Source organism: Prochlorococcus sp. MIT2308 (assembly GCF_059772345.1).
In genome coordinates, this window is sequence record NZ_CM186283.1 from 1403108 (window position 1) to 1419098 (window position 15991).

Here is a 15991-nt window from a genome sequence, read left to right on the forward strand (position 1 = left end):
TCACATATCTAGGTCAAATTAATGTCAGAATCCAATGTTTCTTGGGAAGTTGTAATCGGATTAGAGACGCATGTGCAGTTGGGAACTAAGAGCAAAATATTTACTAGTGCATCAACCAATTTTGGTGATGATCCAAATACTCATATTGACCCAGTGGTATGTGGCTTACCAGGCACTTTGCCAGTTCTAAATAAAAAGGTTCTGGAATATGCAGTAAAAGCAGCGATGGCTTTGAATTTAAATATTGCCTCTCACAGTAAATTTGATAGAAAGCAATATTTTTATCCAGACTTACCAAAAAATTATCAAATATCTCAATTTGATGAACCTATTGCAGAAGATGGGTGGATAGAGGTTGAAGTAGCCGAAAAAGGCAAAGAAACTTATGTCAAAAAAATAGGTATTGAAAGATTACACATGGAGGAGGATGCTGGAAAACTTGTTCACGTTGGTAGTGATCAGTTGTCAGGCTCCACCCATTCATTAGTTGATTACAACAGAGCAGGTGTAGCACTAGCTGAAATAGTTAGTAAACCTGATTTAAGAACAGGTAGAGAGGCTGCGGAGTATGCAGCTGAAATTAGAAGAATTATGCGTTATCTAGGAGTATCTGATGGGAATATGCAGGAGGGGTCTTTGCGATGTGATGTGAATATTTCAGTTCGACCAACTGTTAATGATCCATTTGGTACAAAAGTAGAAATCAAAAATATGAATTCATTTTCAGCTATTCAGAAAGCTTGTGAATATGAAATTAAGCGGCAAATTAAAGCTTATGAATCTGGAGAAGAAGTGAAACAAGAAACGAGGTTATGGGATGAAGGTAAGCAACTGACTAAAAGCATGAGATCAAAAGAAGGTAGTAGTGATTATCGTTATTTTCCTGATCCTGATTTAGGTCCGATTGAAGTAAGTTATGCATTAAAAGAAAAATGGCGCTCAGAATTACCAGAATTGCCAGCTGCAAAAAGGAATAGATACGCAGCAGATCTTGGCCTTTCTATTTATGATGCACGAGTTTTGACTGATGAATCTTCAATGGCTAAATATTTTGAAAAAGTTGTTAATGAAGGTGGAGCACCAAAATCTTCAGCAAATTGGATAACTGGAGATCTAGCAGCATTTATTAAATCTAATAGATTATCATTTGATCAATTATCGTTTAAGCCAAATGAATTAGCAGAAATGTTGCAAATGATTGATGCAGGAGAAATAAGTGGAAAAATTGCTAAAGAAATTTTGCCTGAACTATTACGTAAAGGTGGTTCTCCAAAACAATTAGTCAAAGAACGTGGTTTAGGTATGATTGGTGATCCGAAAGTTATTGAGGAAATTATTGATAAATTGATCCTTAATCATCCCAATGAGGTTGAATCTTTTAGAGCTGGGAAGAAGAAATTGCTAGGGTTTTTTGTAGGTCAATTAATGAAGGAAACAAAAGGGAAAGCGGATCCAAAACTCGCTAATCAAATATTAAATAAAAAATTACAGGTCTAAAAATTATATAATTCTTTTAACTGCTTCTTCCATGTATCATCATTATTAGAATTTGTAATTATATAATCTGCGAATTGTTTTTTAAAAGAGTTGTCCCATAACGCATCAATTCTTTGATTTGCTTCTTCAAAACTTAACTTATCCCTTGACTGAAGTCTTTTTAATTGAATAGTTCTAGGGCAATCTACATAACAAATTTCACTACATAAGTTTGTATAATTTTTTTCAAATAGAAGAGGAATAATCAAAATAACTACTGAATTTGATTTAAATTTTTCTAATTCTTCTTCAATTCTTCTTTTCACGAATGGATGTATTATGTCTTCTAGCCATTTTTTTTCAGCATCATTTTGAAAAACTATTTTTGCTAATGCTTTTCGATTAATAATTTGATCATCTTTACTCAAATTTTGAATTATTTTATTTCCATATCTCAACAAGACTTTTTTGAATATTTGACTTTCAGCTCTTAATGCTTCATGAGCATATATGTCAGCGTCTAAAATAGGCCATTGCTTTGTTTGAAATAGAAAATCTCCAATGATTGTTTTTCCACTGGCAATACCTCCAGTGATTCCAATTCTTCTTTGCTTGCCTTTCCATCTAAGACAAAGTTTATTTGTTTGTTTTTGGTCAGTCATTAATATTGATAGTAAGTGAAAAATGCTCTTCTGAATTTGAGTCTTTTGACATCTTCTGCATGGTCTCCAATATCTGGTGGTATTACTGCCCCTGATGGTTTTTTGGCAGCTGGCATATCCGCAGGATTGAAGCCTTCTGGGAAGAAAGATCTTGCTTTGCTGTATGCACCTGATGGTGCTTGTTGTAGTGGGACATTTACTCAATCAGTGACTCGTGCTTATTGCGTGGATCTGTGTATTGATCGCATTAACGCATCTGAGGGAAAAATACGTGCTGTAGTTATCAATTCTGGACACGCAAATGCTTGCACAGGTAGTAGAGGTAAAATTGATAGTGAGATTATTACAAATGAGCTTGCTCAACGACTGGGATTATCTAATGAAGAAGTTTTGATATGTTCTACGGGTGTAATTGGTGAGCCAATACCAGTAGAAAGAGTTAAAAGGCACTTGGATCGCCTTGTAAGCAGTTTAAATAAGGAGGCATACCTGGATGCGGCGAATGCAATTTTGACAACCGATCTTGAAGCCAAGCAAATTGCGTATCAAGCAGTGTTGGGAGGAAGAAGAATATCTATTGGTGGAATGGCCAAAGGCTCGGGTATGATTCATCCTTCAATGGCAACAATGTTGAGCTATATTACTTGTGATGTAGGCGTAAATCATATTCTATGGTCGGATATGATAAAGCGAGTTGCAGAATCATCCTTTAATTCCATTACAGTTGATGGAGATACGAGTACAAATGACACTTTTTTAGCTTTTTCTTCTGGCGCAGAATTAGATTCAAAATATTTAGCAATACTTGAAGAGGGACTACATTTAACAGCCCAACATTTAGCTAAGGCAATAGCTAGAGATGGAGAGGGTTCTAATTGTTTGCTGGAGATAAACGTTGAGGGTGCTCAAAGTGACTTAGATGCTCGTGTTATGGCTCGCGCAATTGCTTCATCTTCTTTAGTTAAAACTGCTATTCATGGTTCCGATCCTAATTGGGGAAGAATTATTGCTGCACTTGGTCGTGCAGGTATCTTTTTTAATATTAGTGAGGTCCAATTATGGATTGGACCTCATGAACTTTTTTCTAATGGAATACCTATTGATTTTGATAGACAAATAGTTAGCAATTTTATGAAAGCAAGATTAAAAGGGAAATATTTGAGTGATGATCTTATAAGTATTAGACTAAGAGTAGGAATAGGAAAAGGTTCTGGTACTGCTTGGGGGTGCGATTTGTCTGATCAATATGTGCGTATTAATGCCGATTATACAACGTAAGCTGAAAGTAATTGATATAAAAGGGATTTGAGGCTACTTGGTTTGCATGCTACCGCATTGCTACCACTTAATATACACATAGTTGGATCTGTTTGGGAAGATAGACGCGCTTCCTCTCTAGATAACTAAATAGTAGCGGCGTATGGGGGTAAATGGGTGGTGGTTGTATGAATAATGAGAGTGAAGAAATTTGCGGTGGATATTTAAATGCTTAACCAAAACCTGTCATATCTGTAAAGAGCGCTTTGTTCTCTGCTGATTCTGCAAACCCTAAAAGCAACTCATATCTAGTTTCTAACCCACTATTCAAATTTCCTAACCAATAGTTATAACCTTCTTGGTCATAGTCTCTACCAAGTACATTGACGTAAAGCGTTTCTACATACTTGGCGTTAGTAACGTTTGAACCATAGCGTTCTTTAAATTCATCAGAGACAAGGAATGATTGTGCAACCGCACGATCATCATTTTCTCCAGAAGTATATTTTCCAATCCAATACTTCAAACCATCAGCGTCAGGAAGTCGTTTAAATGCAGCGTTATAGAGACGGAACATTTTTGCATCATCAGTTTCTAAACCAGTGACTTGATCAAACGTACCTTTTATATCAACGATGGCACTGATGTCTCTAAAAGAACTTGTTGATGCTTCCCCTTTAAAGGTTAATAAGGGCAGTCCTGTGATGTCGTCATACCCAGAATCAGTTTTGATTTGATAGACACCATTACCTTTGTTGTAGAATTTATAATCACTAAAATTACCGCTATAAGTTTTAATAATATCTACCTTTGATTCTTCTACGGTTTGATCTGAGAATTGAATGTATTCAATATTTGAAAGAGTATCTGTTCCATGATTAGTATCTGTTCTTTGATCAGTAATTTTCAAAGAATTAGTTTCTCTTGTAAAGGAATAATCAGAAAACTTTCCAGAATAAACAGTAGTGTCGTTACCCGCTCCACCATCAATTATATCGTCTCCAGCAGAAGCAATAAATTTATCAGCACTATCTCCACCAGAAAGATCATCATTAGATTCATCACCTACAATATCATCGTCAATACTAATAATACTTTTTGAAAAAGGGTCATCATACCAAAGGTCTGGAAAATATTTTTCATATCCGTTTAATGAGGTAATAGATACACCATCTCTAGTCTCAATAAGTTCATCTACTTGCAAGAGATTCCAATCAGCAAGAGATACTGGTGCCGAATATTTTTTCCCCTTAAAACTCCCGTCTTTAAAAACTTGGATGGAAGATGTTATGGATGCCGACTTCAGAAGATTCCCTTCAAAAATAAAAGATCCAAGACTAACTTCTCTACCTATTTGAAGTCCAGGATTAGTTTCTTGTTTAGGATCCCAATCAACTGTAAATACAAGAGCCTGCTTGGAAAGTTCTATCTCACCACGAGTATTTTGATTTTTAAGTCTCCAATGCTCAGGTTGAACAAATCCTGCACTTAAAGCATCCGCAACATTATAAAAAACAACATCAGAATATCGTTTTGTAGATGCTACAGGAACACTGTCAGTGTAAAAATAATTAGTAAAGTAATAAGAATTATCGGATGCCAAGTTCTTACTCTTCGATGTGGCTAGTGGAAATTCATTTGTGCATACTATATATGATCTAGCTTATATATTTGATTTTTTTAATCCTTAAGGGATATCCCCATATCAAAAGCTCGAACATCTCTTAGTTGCTTTTCTACCCAATCAAGATCGTTGTGACTGGATTTCTTTGAGGTGATTGGTTGTTTCTTTTTCTCTTTCATTAGTAGTTGTTAGGTAAGTATCAATAGGGATGATCAAGATCGTCATTCAGGGACGATAGAGATCATCATGATTGAAGAGTTAATAGGTAGTAGGGAGAGATAAAAGAAAGTACTCACAGGATGTCCATTAAGGGGACATCAGTAGAGGTAATTGTTGTCTTAGTTGTCTTTCCTTCCCCCTTATACGGGACGGGTCAAAAATCTATCTTCCCCCCTTAAGAATGGTGGTTAAAGATTTATCTTTCCCCCTTAAGATGAGTGATCGAAAAATCTCTTGCTATGACAGGGGTGTCGATGTAGTGTTTTCTCTTTCTCCTGTATAGAGTGGCTATCGAAAAATCTGTTGCTATGACAGGTTTGTTGAGGAGAGAACTTTTATCTCCTCCCTTATACGGGACGGATCGCTCTAAACGTAGTCAGGACAGTGGATTTAAAGAATTAGTAATTGATGAGAGTGAAGCGCTCATACAGATCCGATCCATCTTAAATTTTCTTCTGCAGGACGAATGTTCCTACCTTTACCAAGGATCTCTGTTGACTCATCTGCTCTGTAATGAAAGGAGTGGTTCTGGATGTACTTCATGCTTGTGTCGGTGTTAGCAGCGATCACAGGGACAGGTACACCTGCTTTAAGACGCATGGTGATGTAGCTATGCCTGAAGCTATACCACGTAATACTCTTACCAGAATGAACGTCGACTTTCCTGAGGTTGTTGCTGTCATCTTTACCCCATACTCCTAAGTCAGATTCAACTAAAACTTCAGCAAGACTATCCTTCCAGATACGTTCGCTAAACGGTTGTGAGGTTTGTTGATTACAGAAGAGGAAGTCATCTGCTTTCTTGTGCTTAGACACCTTTCTCATCCCTTCTAGGTACCGTGCAATCGGTGCTGAGATTCTGTAATAGCGTCCAGTTTTACTGTTCTCTGGTGGAACATCAATTACTACCCATACCTTCCTTTCTTCTTTAGAGATACTGGTGTTTTCTGAGATGTGCTTCCATTTCATCTTGCGGAGAGCGCCGGGTCTAATCCCAGTATCCATCGAGATTCTCATTGCATAGTAGATCAGGTTTCGATGAATGATCTGACGCTTACCTCGCTCTGATGTATGTCCAAAGATCGGTTTTGTTTTCCATGTACCATCGCTATCTTTTTCCATTGAGTTGTCTTCTCCAACTAAGCGCGTTCTCCCTTTGATCCAGTAGTTACGTGCACCACGTTCGAGTTGCTCCCATTCTTTGTTGGAGAGATCATCACGACGATGGGATTGATCTTTAGGAAGTTTGACTTTAGGGATGCGAGGTAAAGAATCTTCTGCAACGTATCCATTCGCTACGGCGACTTCTTTAAAAGCGCGCTTAAGCATCGATAGCTCTTGCATGATGGTTGTTTGTACAGGAGCGCTTTTACCCATGTAGAGCGCTTGCTCTTTTCTCCATACCTCATAACCATTGAAGGCATTGCGTCTGAAGGCATGCACTTGCTTCTTATCGTTGTTGAGATAGCGACGTAACCAGTTGATTTGATGTGAGATTAAGCGGAAGCGATTCTGTGTGATCCCTTGATGAGGAATGGAACTGATCTTTCTTTTTTCCTGTGCAATGAACTGATCGCACATTGAACCGAAGGTGATTGAACGTATTGCTTCTCCTCTATCTGCTTTACCTTTTAGCTCGACGTATTTAGATATCCCAAGCATCCAAGCATCATCTTGTCCTGCAATGCTTTGAGTAGGTTTTGTTCCATTACCATCTTTGAGAACAATCCTATGTCTCGTCTTTGCATCACGATCGTAGAAGTATAGACACCAAGTTCCATTGCGTTGAGCGTCTCTAAAGACGTAAGCACTGGAATCAGATGGAATTTCTTTCTTATCTAGGCGATGCTTATGTAGTTCTGTAGTAGACATGATCTAGAAAACTTTGCTACCGCCTTGCTACCGCTCTTATTAGGTAGACAGAGATTGAGGCGATAATATCTATATGCTACCGCAGTGCTACCGTAAATGGGATATCCAAAAACTATTGCAATAACTAGAAATATACTATTATGTGCGCACTAATGCCGATTATACAACGTAGCTCAAGAGTCTTGTCATAGCAATCAATTTAAAGAACACAGAGTCCAGGGGTAACACTAAGGTAACAGTATTATCGTTCTATTTGAAGGGGGTATGGGGGGACTCTCGGTCCTCGCTCTATACGTAATACGCTTTCAAACATTTTTGTCAAAATTTGAGTAGCTATTAGACAACTGTTTCTATTAGTAGCTAAAAAAGAAGTCCACTATGTTTTTATCTTTTGTCTATATCAGTAACTTCTCCCTGTCCTGAGAGCACCGTTGATGAGCTAGGAATTAAAAACTGGCCAATCTGGACGTGTGAAGCAAGTTCTTTCGATTGGACATATGACGATAAGGAGACTTGCTTATTACTTGAGGGTGAAGTCACAGTTACTCCTGATGGAGGAGAACCTGTGAAGTTTGGAGCAGGTGACCTAGTTGTCTTCCCATCAGGAATGGACTGTCGATGGGATGTTCATAAAGCAGTCCGTAAACATTATCGTTTTGGTGATTGATTGATATGTTTAGCAGTTAAATGAATAATCTTCCCTTTTATGTCTTAAGCCGAGTAATCCTTTTTTGTTTTGTTGGCGTAGTTATTAGGCAGATGCTGGTTGTCTCTGGGATTCTTTGAATCTTTCAAGGTTTGTAGAAAACTTGGCAATCTAGTGTCGGATAGATATTTTCATTCAAAAAGTTCATCAGGCTAAATAAAAGACTGTCATTTCAGTTGATGATATGAAAACCAAAGTTTCAAAGTAAGATTATTGATCAAGTGATTGTTGTCTTTTCTTCTTCAACTGTTCTTCTAAAAGCTTTTGTTCTCTCTCTTGCTTCGGTGTCATAGGTATCTCGCTGTCGCCTAGATCTAATTCGAAGATTCCTCTTGCACCAAAGTGATTGGTGTCTGATTGTGATGGGGTAGGTAAGAGGAGTGTGGCGAAAAGGGCTAGTACTATGAAGCTATTCATTCTTTCTTGCCTTGTGATATTTTTTTCAAGTAAACAAATTTTAAAACATCAACAACAGCTGTCATTTTTAATGGCTTTTTCATTTGATTTTTCAAATGGAATATTTACTCCACAATTTTCAAAAATACCAAAATGTTTATCAAACTCACCTAAATAATCAAAATGTGGAGAAAATCTCGATTGACTTAGCATGCGATAAGTGTTTCCACATACGGGAAAAACTTTTTTAGATTCAATCGTATGATGTTTATCTAATAAAAATCTATTATGATTGTTTGCAATTGTTCCTTTATATATAACAGCTTGACCATAATCTTCACATGCATCTTCTAATTCATCAATATTGAATAAGCGATAAGTAGCCGAATGAAAATTGATTGATCCGAGACGTTTTAAAAGATTTTTGTCGCTGATAGTCAATTGACGATCACTAACAAGTCGTGGGTCTTTAAAGCCAACGTCCTTTGATATTCTTAAGAAATCATTCCAATAGAGCGATCCACTGAGGCATTCACCATAAAGGATTGGATCATTTTTAAGATCATTAGGAATTCGACGATCAGAATATATATCTGAGAAGTAAAACTCACCTCCTGGCTTTAGCAGTTTTTTGATACCTAATAAAACAGATTGTTTATCGGAGCTTAGATTCAGCACACAATTAGACACAATTAAATCAAAGCTTCTTGGCTCAAAATTTAATATCTCTAGTTTCTCAATATAACCTTGGTAAAAATGAAAATTTCTAAAGCCAAATTTTGTCGCATGATATTCTGAATAATTTTTAGCTATGTCTAACTGTTCTGATGTCATATCAATTCCAATTACCTCTCCAGACTCTCCAACTAATTGGGACAACAAATAAACATCTCGTCCGCTACCACAACCAATATCTAGGATACGAAGTCCATCGAGCAACGTGGGTGCAACTAGCCCACAACCGTAATATCTAGACAATACGTCTTGATGAATGTTGCTTAATGGCTCTTTAAATTGTTCAGGAATGTCATCAGAGTCACAGCAAGCTGATGTTTTTAAGTCTGACGAAGATTTTAAGGTTTTTCCGTAATAGTCTTTGACTACTTTAGTTGTTGAGGAATCATTTTCTTGAAAAGTGCTTTTCATTTTTCGAAAGGATTTTAAATGGTTAATTTTTAAATATTGGGCTTCTAAATTCCAATATCTTTGATTGATTTAATTGCGTGATCTTGCAATTTTTCATTGAGAGGTATAAATCCCATTTTAAGTGCTTTGTTCTTTGCTTCTTGAGATACTAAAAAATTTAATGTTGTTTTGATTTCGTCCAGTTTTTCACCATAGCCATTTTTATAGACCCATATCCATGTCAAAGTGGAAATTGGGTACGCGCCTTTTTCTTTTGGGTTTGGGCTTATTATTGGCAATTGTCTTTGAATGCCTAAGTTTTTCAAAGCTATACTTCCGCTTTTAACAGTAGGCAGCAGAAATTCGCCAGATAAATTTTCTATAGCTGCAGTTTGAATACTCTCATTGACGTAGGCACTACTAAGATAACCAATTGAGCCAGGGGTATTTTTGATCCTACCTGCTACTCCAGATGTTCCTTTAGCCCCAATACCAGTTGGCCATTGCACTATTTTTGCACTTCCTAACGTCCATTTATTAGAAAAGGAATTCATGGAATTTGAAAAAGCCAAAGTTGAACCTGAGGCATCTGAACGATGTACCCATATAATTTTTCCTTGAGAACAATTAATTTCACTCCAATCTTTGATAAGACCCATAGCAATTTTTACTAATTGCTCTTGAGAGAGCGTCAAATTGCAATGAGGTTTGTTATACCCAATAGCAATATTTCCTGCAACAATCGGAATTTGAACAACACCTCTTTTTATTTGACTCTTATTAGTTATATTTATTGGATAATCAGATGCTGCGAAATCTACAGTTTCATCAATAAGTGCTTTTAATGCAAAGCCTGATCCAACAGCTTGATAGTTGATTTTGGGTCCACCATGATTTCGTAGATCAGAGAAAAGTCTTGAATATAACATTGCAGGAAGTGAAGCACCAGCACCACTTAAACGCTGTGCCGCTTTGGCAAAATTATTACTTGAGATGCTAATAAGAGGAATTAATACTGTTAAACTAAAAATTTTTAGATTCATTAATTATAAATAATTTATTTATAGACGTAATAAACAAATGTAGAGTTAAATTAAAATTAAGACTTAATTTATTCCGAATTGGCACAAAAAATGAACGTATAAAATAATCTAAGTTCTAAAGGGATTAGATAATTTTAGATTTTGCTGCTAAAGCCTCACGCTTTGCTATCACAATAAGTACTTAGTTGAATAGATAAAAAATTATTGATATGACCTCTTTCTGATGTTAACCAAGTTTAGTCATCTCTCAGCAAGAGGCTAGAAATTTAATGACTGAAAGAGATGTGATTGTGATAATTCCAAAGGTCCAAGTCGAACTGCTATTTCTAGTGATCTTTAGGTAATCGTATGGATGGTATATCTGGGACAGTATTTTAACTGATGAATCCGTGAGTCACAGCAACCTCTGAAAAGACTCTTCTCATACACAACATCTCTTGATTGATAGTCGTTTGTTGTGGAATATCTTTTTTAAATTCAATTGCTCTTTCCTTTCTCCATGTTTTGTAGTTAAAGAAGGCATCACATTTGAGCTTATGGATTTGCTTTTTATCATCATTGATATACTCCTTAAGCCATCTACGATGGTTAGAACTAATGAATTTGATGGTGGGGTTTCATGCCTCACCTATTTTTTCATCTCCTCAACTTTCTTATTCCATTCCTTAAAGGAAGAACTGCAATCAGGTGGTTCTGGGTCTGGTCTAATTCTTTTCAGTTTTTTCCATCTGGTATAGAGGACACCCATTAACCAACTCTCAGATAATGATTTTGGTCCGTTCTTTAATGGGTTCGCTTGCTTCTTGTTGAAAAGTGCTGAATCAAGTAGTTCTTCCCTCCAGTTGATGTCTTCAGTCATTGATCTTTGCCCTCAACTTGTAGAAAGTTTCTTCACATCGACAAGTAACACCCTTGAAACCTTCTGGGAAAGATTTCATCCAAGTCGAAATTGCCAACTGAACAGGAAAAGTGCCTTTGAGATGAAATACAACCTCTTTCTTCTTTTCATCAATGAAGTGTGGAGGGAGACTCATCACACTTGACCTCTGTATTTCTTGTACTCATCTAATGAACTGGTAACTATTGATTTGTAGTCATCAGGGAATCTTTGCTTCATTATTGCTGGAATTTCCAAGCAATCTGGATAAGGATTATGCAAATAAAAAATAACTTCTTTCTCTTTCTTCAAGACAATGTAATCAGATAGTCCTCCTATATTTTTGTCGGTCATGCTGCTTCCTTCTCTCCAAAATTAGGAACCATCAATACGTCTTCGATCTTTTCTGAAAGAGGGTTATACATCCACTCGCCCATTTCACACAAAAGGTGAAACCTCCCCTCAGAGTTGAGGGATTTCATTTGCACGCAAGCATTTACCACACACTCATCCATTGCCATAATTATTTCTTTCTCCTTGCTCATACCTCTAACACCACATCTTGCTCAACAATAATTCTTCTAATGGTTGATAAAGCAAGTCCAGTTTGTTTCCTGATTGATCTGTAAGAACATCCTTCCTCTCTTAAACGCAAAACCAATGCTTCTTTTTCGTTATTGGTTTTTGGTCTCCCACCAAGATTTCCTCCTGTTTCTCTTCTGTGGTTAATGCTCTCTTGAGTTCTTTCTATAACCATCTGACGCTCTACTTCTCCTAGTCCAGATAAAAGACCAATAACGATTGGAGCAAACTTTCCAAGAGCACGAGTATTGATCATGCCATCGGTTGTACGAACATGGATTCCACGCTCTTGGAGGTCATGAAGAGTATTGATGCATTGCCTCTGATTTCTAAAACCTCTATCCAACTTGGTAAAAACAATTTCATCACCTTCTTCAAGTGTTCCTAATGCTGCATCGAATTGTGGTCTTGCTTTGTCTGCACTTGAAACCGTTTCTTGGAAAACAACAACACAACCTGCTTTCTTCAACTCTTCAATTTGAGCACTAATAGAGATCTGCTTATTCGTACTTTGGCGAGCATATCCAATGCACTTGTATTCAGGTCTATCTCTGAAAAGTGGTTTTTCTCTGGTGAACTTGGCCTCTATTTTCATCTGTTCCAGAAACTATGGTGTTTCTTATTAAATTTATTACGTCATTATTTTACCAACAAAACAGTGTTATTGGAACAATAAAATCCAATTAGAATTGAATTTTTAATATTTTAATTTGCACCACCCTAGTGTTTGATTATTGCCCCCTTTTTGGAACACTAATATTTCCCTTTATTTCCCAATATTGAAGAGATTGTTTTTGTTCTTGCCATGTTGGTATTGGTTGTATCACAATGGTTATACAGAACAACTCCTCACACATAGTTCTGTGCCGAAAGAGCATCCATTTGGGTGCTTTTTTAGTGCCTGTGCCAATCTTCAAACCAACCTGTTAAGGGTTTATTCTTAAATCTGCTCCGATAAGTTCGTGAAGTGAGGAGTTAGAGACCCTCCGCAGTGGAAACAAGGAAACACTTGCATCAGGTCTCTGCAATAATCCGCCCCCAACAGAACAGGGCGGTTTTTTTGTGCCTTTTTTAGAGTGGTCAGATGATCTTCTCACCTCCTCAAGTTGTTTTTGGACTTCTGCTTTTGAGTACAGCAGTGGTTTTGTCTTTTGATATCAGATACAACTCGTTCGGAACAGTGAGGACGATACCTAATTAGGAGTTTTTCCGGATGCAGACCCTTTGTGGAATTAATTAGAACAGGAAAAGCAGAACAACTCCTTACCAAATTCGTTCTGTAAATAAAGAGAGGGACTCAAGGTCGCTGATGCAGCAGAGTCCCTTTCTTTATGCCAAAAATAAGTAACTTGACTCAATAGACAAATATAGTACGTTTGTATTAGTTTAATACTCATCACAAACGCAAAAGGAGGATCCAGTGAGCAGGATCCTTTTTTTGTCTTCTACATGAGGAGGGCTATGGCATGGTCAAGGGAAGCAAGATTCGTCTCACCTGTCGAGGTTCTGGATAACCCTGAGGAATGGGATTACTTCACTGACTTGGAACTAATGAAGTCCAGAGGTAGTTCGATTTGTATGACATGTGAACACTTCACGTACACCTGCGATAAGTCATGCGTAACTCTTTTGACTTGTCCGCTTCATCAGCGTCTTATTCCTCAAGGTGAGCATCTAACTAAGCGTTGTAGAAACTGGCAAAGAAAAAGAGTCCTTGATATTGGATTTTCTCCTGAAATTGCCTAGCAACCTACAAAATTATTTCCTAAAAAACTAATGAACTTAACTACTAATGCTGATCGGGTAATGATGTTTTGCATCATCGCCTCAATCGCAATCCTTAATGCCGTCTCAACTCTTCTTTCCATATTTAAAAAAGGACTATTTGTTGATCAGAAATCCCTCCTGATGCAAAAGACCAATAAAGAATTGAGGGCAATGTTGATCGGCGTAGAAAGAATATCTAAATTAAATAAAAAACAATTAGTAGGTTTAGTCCTAGATAAATAAGTAGGGTTTCTCCCATAGATATTTTTAATAAGTAGGAGTAGAAATAAATCAAGAGTCAAAGCACTCTCGAAGTTATTAAAAAGGGGAAATGTGCATTGACTCCAAGGAGGCATCTCACTCCTCCTGAGTGGACAGAGAACACCTTTCTTGCGGTCTCTGCAATGGTCGGAACAACCCGAACCCCTGAATCATTTCAGGGGTTTTTATTTTTTATTTTTCTTGCGATTAAGATAAAAGATACTACTCCTGAAACGAGAATAATATCTACAACTAAGTGATAATTTATATCCATTATTTAGTAATAATACTTTGGTGCTTTTACGCTTAGTTTTTATCATTTTAATGGGTTATAAAAGATTCAGGAGTCATCGCACTTCAATAGGTCTGGAGTGATGGACTCAAAGGGGGAGACCAAAATCTCGCCCCCTTCTTCATGAGAATTTGCAGGAAAGCACTACCTCAACTGACCCTCAGTTTAGTGAACTTGTTTTTAGATTATGTAAACGAAAATCGGGCAATGCGGATTGTCCTTTATTCCAGAGTTAGGGACAGTCGGCAAATGCTGTCCCTTTTCTTGTCAATTCATTAAAAGTAAGTGTCTTCAATTTAATGAGAAAAAAAGAGCATATTGAAGATTTAATTAGTTCTTCTCTGACAGAGATTTTAGAAAGATCTATGACCCTTGATAAGGGAGATCAAATAGCAATTTATCGAGAGTTTAAAGAATGGATTCATGGAGACACCAAAGAGGAAGACATTTGGGTTATCGATCGTCCAATCAAATAATTAAATCCTCAATCCCTTTTCCACTAATAGAGAACACCATATTCTTCAAGATCTAATAACTCAAAACTGACATGTTTTCCATCTAAATCTTTTGCTAAATCTTCAAAATATCTACCGTCTTCATCATCAAATCCCAAATAATCTTTTTTGTAGACATCCTTGTATTTTTCAAACGTTACTTTCTGTTCCTTTGAAAGTCTATCGAAAAGAATCTGACTGATCAGAACGCTCGTTACTCCTGATAAAGATGGGTTTGCCACTTTACAAATTCCTCCATAGATCATCTCAAAGTGACCATTTCTGGAGTAGTGCATTCAGTTGGATATGAGATCACATTCTTTGCTGTAAATCCTGCACCTATTGCAACAAGTCCAATTACAAAGATCCATTTAGATCTCTCACTAGAGAACAGTCTGTTCATAAAATTGACCTATTGATGTGAAGTTTCCATCAACGATAACAATAATGTTTTTTATTCAATGACCTTCAAAACTCTTAAAAGTATTTGTCTTAGTTGTTTTACACTTCTACTTATTTTCTATCCGTCAAAAATAGATGCTCTATGGCCTGACTGGGTTGCAGTTCCAAAGAGTCAGTATGGAGAGCAGTTATGGGATAAGAACAGTGTTCAAAAAAATCAAGATGGATCCATACGAGTATCTAGCAAATTTATTCCTAAAAGCACTACTGATATTACTCAGGACATTTTGTATACGATGGATATCAACTGTTCCGAAAATTCTTTTAGAGATGTTGCAGTAGGTGCAAAGGAATTTAATGAGTTCAAAAATCAAGATTCAGAATGGAAAGATCCCAATGGAGATAAATTGATTTTGGGTGTTATCGATCAGGTGTGTACTTTTGGAAATTAGAGTCAAAAGAAGACTATAAACGTCTAACAAATTGCGATTATGTTGCGACGATATGCCTAATACGCACCTTTCCTCATCATCTGAAATCCCTTTAACTGGTTAGCTTGGGAAGCGAGTTCAAGACCTAATTTAAAAAACTGCGACTAAAATAAAACAAGTTGCGACTAACTTGTGACTAAAATCTTTTTAAAAGATTTAAATGTTGATAAGAAATTATAGAAAGATTAATAGTCTGAATTCAGAAGATGCGTATCAATGCCGATTACACAATTTAGAGTAAAAAGCAAGTGATAGCAGTAAGTTATAGAGATTAAAAAAGATTGATAATCATACTAAACGACATATTTAAGCCTATCTTCTGACTTTATAGGACCCCATGTGGGGAAGCTACTCCTAGCTCTATACGTAATCACCTTTCAGACATTTCTGGTAATTTTTTAAGGACGTAGAGATAGAGCTCAGCAATCTCTATCCCAAATCCCAA

At 36.7% G+C, this 15991-nt stretch carries 21 protein-coding genes; 7 read left to right on the forward strand and 14 right to left on the reverse strand.

The genetic code is table 11. The features are described from left to right. The first annotated feature begins 21 nt into the window (after window positions 1–21). Complete coding sequence (gene gatB, locus AC6EIW_RS07985) at window positions 22–1497, forward strand: Asp-tRNA(Asn)/Glu-tRNA(Gln) amidotransferase subunit GatB (RefSeq protein ID WP_498520136.1); 1476 nt, start codon at window positions 22–24, stop codon at window positions 1495–1497. Here the strand turns inward: gatB and coaE are convergent. After that, on the reverse strand, window positions 1494–2138 hold the full coding sequence (coaE, locus tag AC6EIW_RS07990; RefSeq protein WP_498520137.1) for a dephospho-CoA kinase: 645 nt from the start codon (window positions 2136–2138) through the stop codon (window positions 1494–1496). The genes gatB and coaE overlap by 4 nt on opposite strands. A gap of 15 nt (window positions 2139–2153) precedes the next feature. Here coaE and argJ point away from each other — a divergent pair, with 15 nt between their 5' ends. Further along, window positions 2154–3416, forward strand: a complete 1263-nt coding sequence (gene argJ / locus AC6EIW_RS07995; protein WP_498520138.1) for a bifunctional glutamate N-acetyltransferase/amino-acid acetyltransferase ArgJ — start codon at window positions 2154–2156, stop codon at window positions 3414–3416. Between the two features lie 211 nt (window positions 3417–3627). On the opposite strand, the gene AC6EIW_RS08000 is transcribed toward argJ, so the two are convergent. The 3 genes from AC6EIW_RS08000 to AC6EIW_RS08010 form a co-directional block, all read right to left on the reverse strand. Further along, window positions 3628–4998, reverse strand: coding sequence for a DUF4214 domain-containing protein (locus AC6EIW_RS08000; RefSeq protein WP_498520139.1), 1371 nt, complete (start codon window positions 4996–4998; stop codon window positions 3628–3630). Window positions 4999–5075: 77 nt separating this feature from the next. Further along, a complete protein-coding gene (locus AC6EIW_RS08005; protein WP_498520140.1) occupies window positions 5076–5198 on the reverse strand; it encodes a hypothetical protein in 123 nt (40 codons plus the stop codon). A 463-nt stretch (window positions 5199–5661) separates the two neighbouring features. Next, window positions 5662–7110, reverse strand: coding sequence for a site-specific integrase (locus AC6EIW_RS08010; RefSeq protein ID WP_498520141.1), 1449 nt, complete (start codon window positions 7108–7110; stop codon window positions 5662–5664). Window positions 7111–7501: 391 nt separating this feature from the next. Here AC6EIW_RS08010 and AC6EIW_RS08015 point away from each other — a divergent pair, with 391 nt between their 5' ends. After that, entirely contained in the window at window positions 7502–7777 is a 276-nt protein-coding gene (locus AC6EIW_RS08015) for a cupin domain-containing protein (RefSeq protein WP_498520142.1), read from the forward strand. 249 nt (window positions 7778–8026) lie between these two features. Here AC6EIW_RS08015 and AC6EIW_RS08020 read toward each other — a convergent pair whose 3' ends face one another. The 8 genes from AC6EIW_RS08020 to AC6EIW_RS08055 all read right to left on the reverse strand — a co-directional run bounded on the left by AC6EIW_RS08020 (window position 8027) and on the right by AC6EIW_RS08055 (window position 12434). Then, window positions 8027–8233 carry a hypothetical protein gene (locus AC6EIW_RS08020; protein ID WP_498520143.1) on the reverse strand — a complete coding sequence of 69 codons (207 nt, stop codon included), beginning with the start codon at window positions 8231–8233 and terminating at the stop codon, window positions 8027–8029. 48 nt (window positions 8234–8281) lie between these two features. Continuing rightward, window positions 8282–9358, reverse strand: a complete 1077-nt coding sequence (locus tag AC6EIW_RS08025) for a methyltransferase domain-containing protein (RefSeq protein ID WP_498520144.1) — start codon at window positions 9356–9358, stop codon at window positions 8282–8284. A 44-nt stretch (window positions 9359–9402) separates the two neighbouring features. Continuing rightward, window positions 9403–10380 carry a phosphate ABC transporter substrate-binding protein PstS gene (locus tag AC6EIW_RS08030; protein ID WP_498520145.1) on the reverse strand — a complete coding sequence of 326 codons (978 nt, stop codon included), beginning with the start codon at window positions 10378–10380 and terminating at the stop codon, window positions 9403–9405. 628 nt (window positions 10381–11008) lie between these two features. Continuing rightward, window positions 11009–11239 carry a hypothetical protein gene (locus tag AC6EIW_RS08035; protein WP_498520146.1) on the reverse strand — a complete coding sequence of 77 codons (231 nt, stop codon included), beginning with the start codon at window positions 11237–11239 and terminating at the stop codon, window positions 11009–11011. Further along, window positions 11232–11414, reverse strand: a complete 183-nt coding sequence (locus AC6EIW_RS08040; RefSeq protein WP_498506437.1) for a hypothetical protein — start codon at window positions 11412–11414, stop codon at window positions 11232–11234. Before AC6EIW_RS08040 ends, AC6EIW_RS08035 begins: the two co-directional genes overlap by 8 nt. After that, window positions 11414–11611, reverse strand: coding sequence for a hypothetical protein (locus tag AC6EIW_RS08045; protein WP_498520147.1), 198 nt, complete (start codon window positions 11609–11611; stop codon window positions 11414–11416). Before AC6EIW_RS08045 ends, AC6EIW_RS08040 begins: the two co-directional genes overlap by 1 nt. Next, window positions 11608–11802, reverse strand: a complete 195-nt coding sequence (locus tag AC6EIW_RS08050) for a hypothetical protein (protein ID WP_498520148.1) — start codon at window positions 11800–11802, stop codon at window positions 11608–11610. Before AC6EIW_RS08050 ends, AC6EIW_RS08045 begins: the two co-directional genes overlap by 4 nt. Then, window positions 11799–12434, reverse strand: a complete 636-nt coding sequence (locus AC6EIW_RS08055) for a recombinase family protein (RefSeq protein WP_498520149.1) — start codon at window positions 12432–12434, stop codon at window positions 11799–11801. Before AC6EIW_RS08055 ends, AC6EIW_RS08050 begins: the two co-directional genes overlap by 4 nt. A gap of 866 nt (window positions 12435–13300) precedes the next feature. Between AC6EIW_RS08055 and AC6EIW_RS08060 the strand changes: the two genes are divergently transcribed. The 3 genes from AC6EIW_RS08060 (at window position 13301) to AC6EIW_RS08070 (ending at window position 14635) form a co-directional block, all read left to right on the forward strand. Further along, entirely contained in the window at window positions 13301–13585 is a 285-nt protein-coding gene (locus AC6EIW_RS08060; RefSeq protein ID WP_498520150.1) for a galactose oxidase, read from the forward strand. 30 nt (window positions 13586–13615) lie between these two features. Next, window positions 13616–13849: a hypothetical protein gene (locus tag AC6EIW_RS08065; protein ID WP_498520151.1), complete on the forward strand. Its 234-nt coding sequence runs from the start codon at window positions 13616–13618 to the stop codon at window positions 13847–13849. Between the two features lie 609 nt (window positions 13850–14458). After that, entirely contained in the window at window positions 14459–14635 is a 177-nt protein-coding gene (locus AC6EIW_RS08070) for a hypothetical protein (protein ID WP_498520152.1), read from the forward strand. 23 nt (window positions 14636–14658) lie between these two features. On the opposite strand, the gene AC6EIW_RS08075 is transcribed toward AC6EIW_RS08070, so the two are convergent. Together AC6EIW_RS08075 and AC6EIW_RS08080 are read right to left on the reverse strand one after the other, a co-directional pair. Continuing rightward, the gene (locus AC6EIW_RS08075) at window positions 14659–14895 is read right to left on the reverse strand and encodes a hypothetical protein (RefSeq protein ID WP_498520153.1); all 237 of its coding nucleotides are present in this window, start codon (window positions 14893–14895) and stop codon (window positions 14659–14661) included. 20 nt (window positions 14896–14915) lie between these two features. After that, complete coding sequence (locus AC6EIW_RS08080; RefSeq protein WP_498520154.1) at window positions 14916–15056, reverse strand: hypothetical protein; 141 nt, start codon at window positions 15054–15056, stop codon at window positions 14916–14918. Between the two features lie 58 nt (window positions 15057–15114). Between AC6EIW_RS08080 and AC6EIW_RS08085 the strand changes: the two genes are divergently transcribed. Beyond that, complete coding sequence (locus tag AC6EIW_RS08085) at window positions 15115–15507, forward strand: hypothetical protein (RefSeq protein WP_498520155.1); 393 nt, start codon at window positions 15115–15117, stop codon at window positions 15505–15507. Window positions 15508–15991 lie beyond the last annotated feature (484 nt).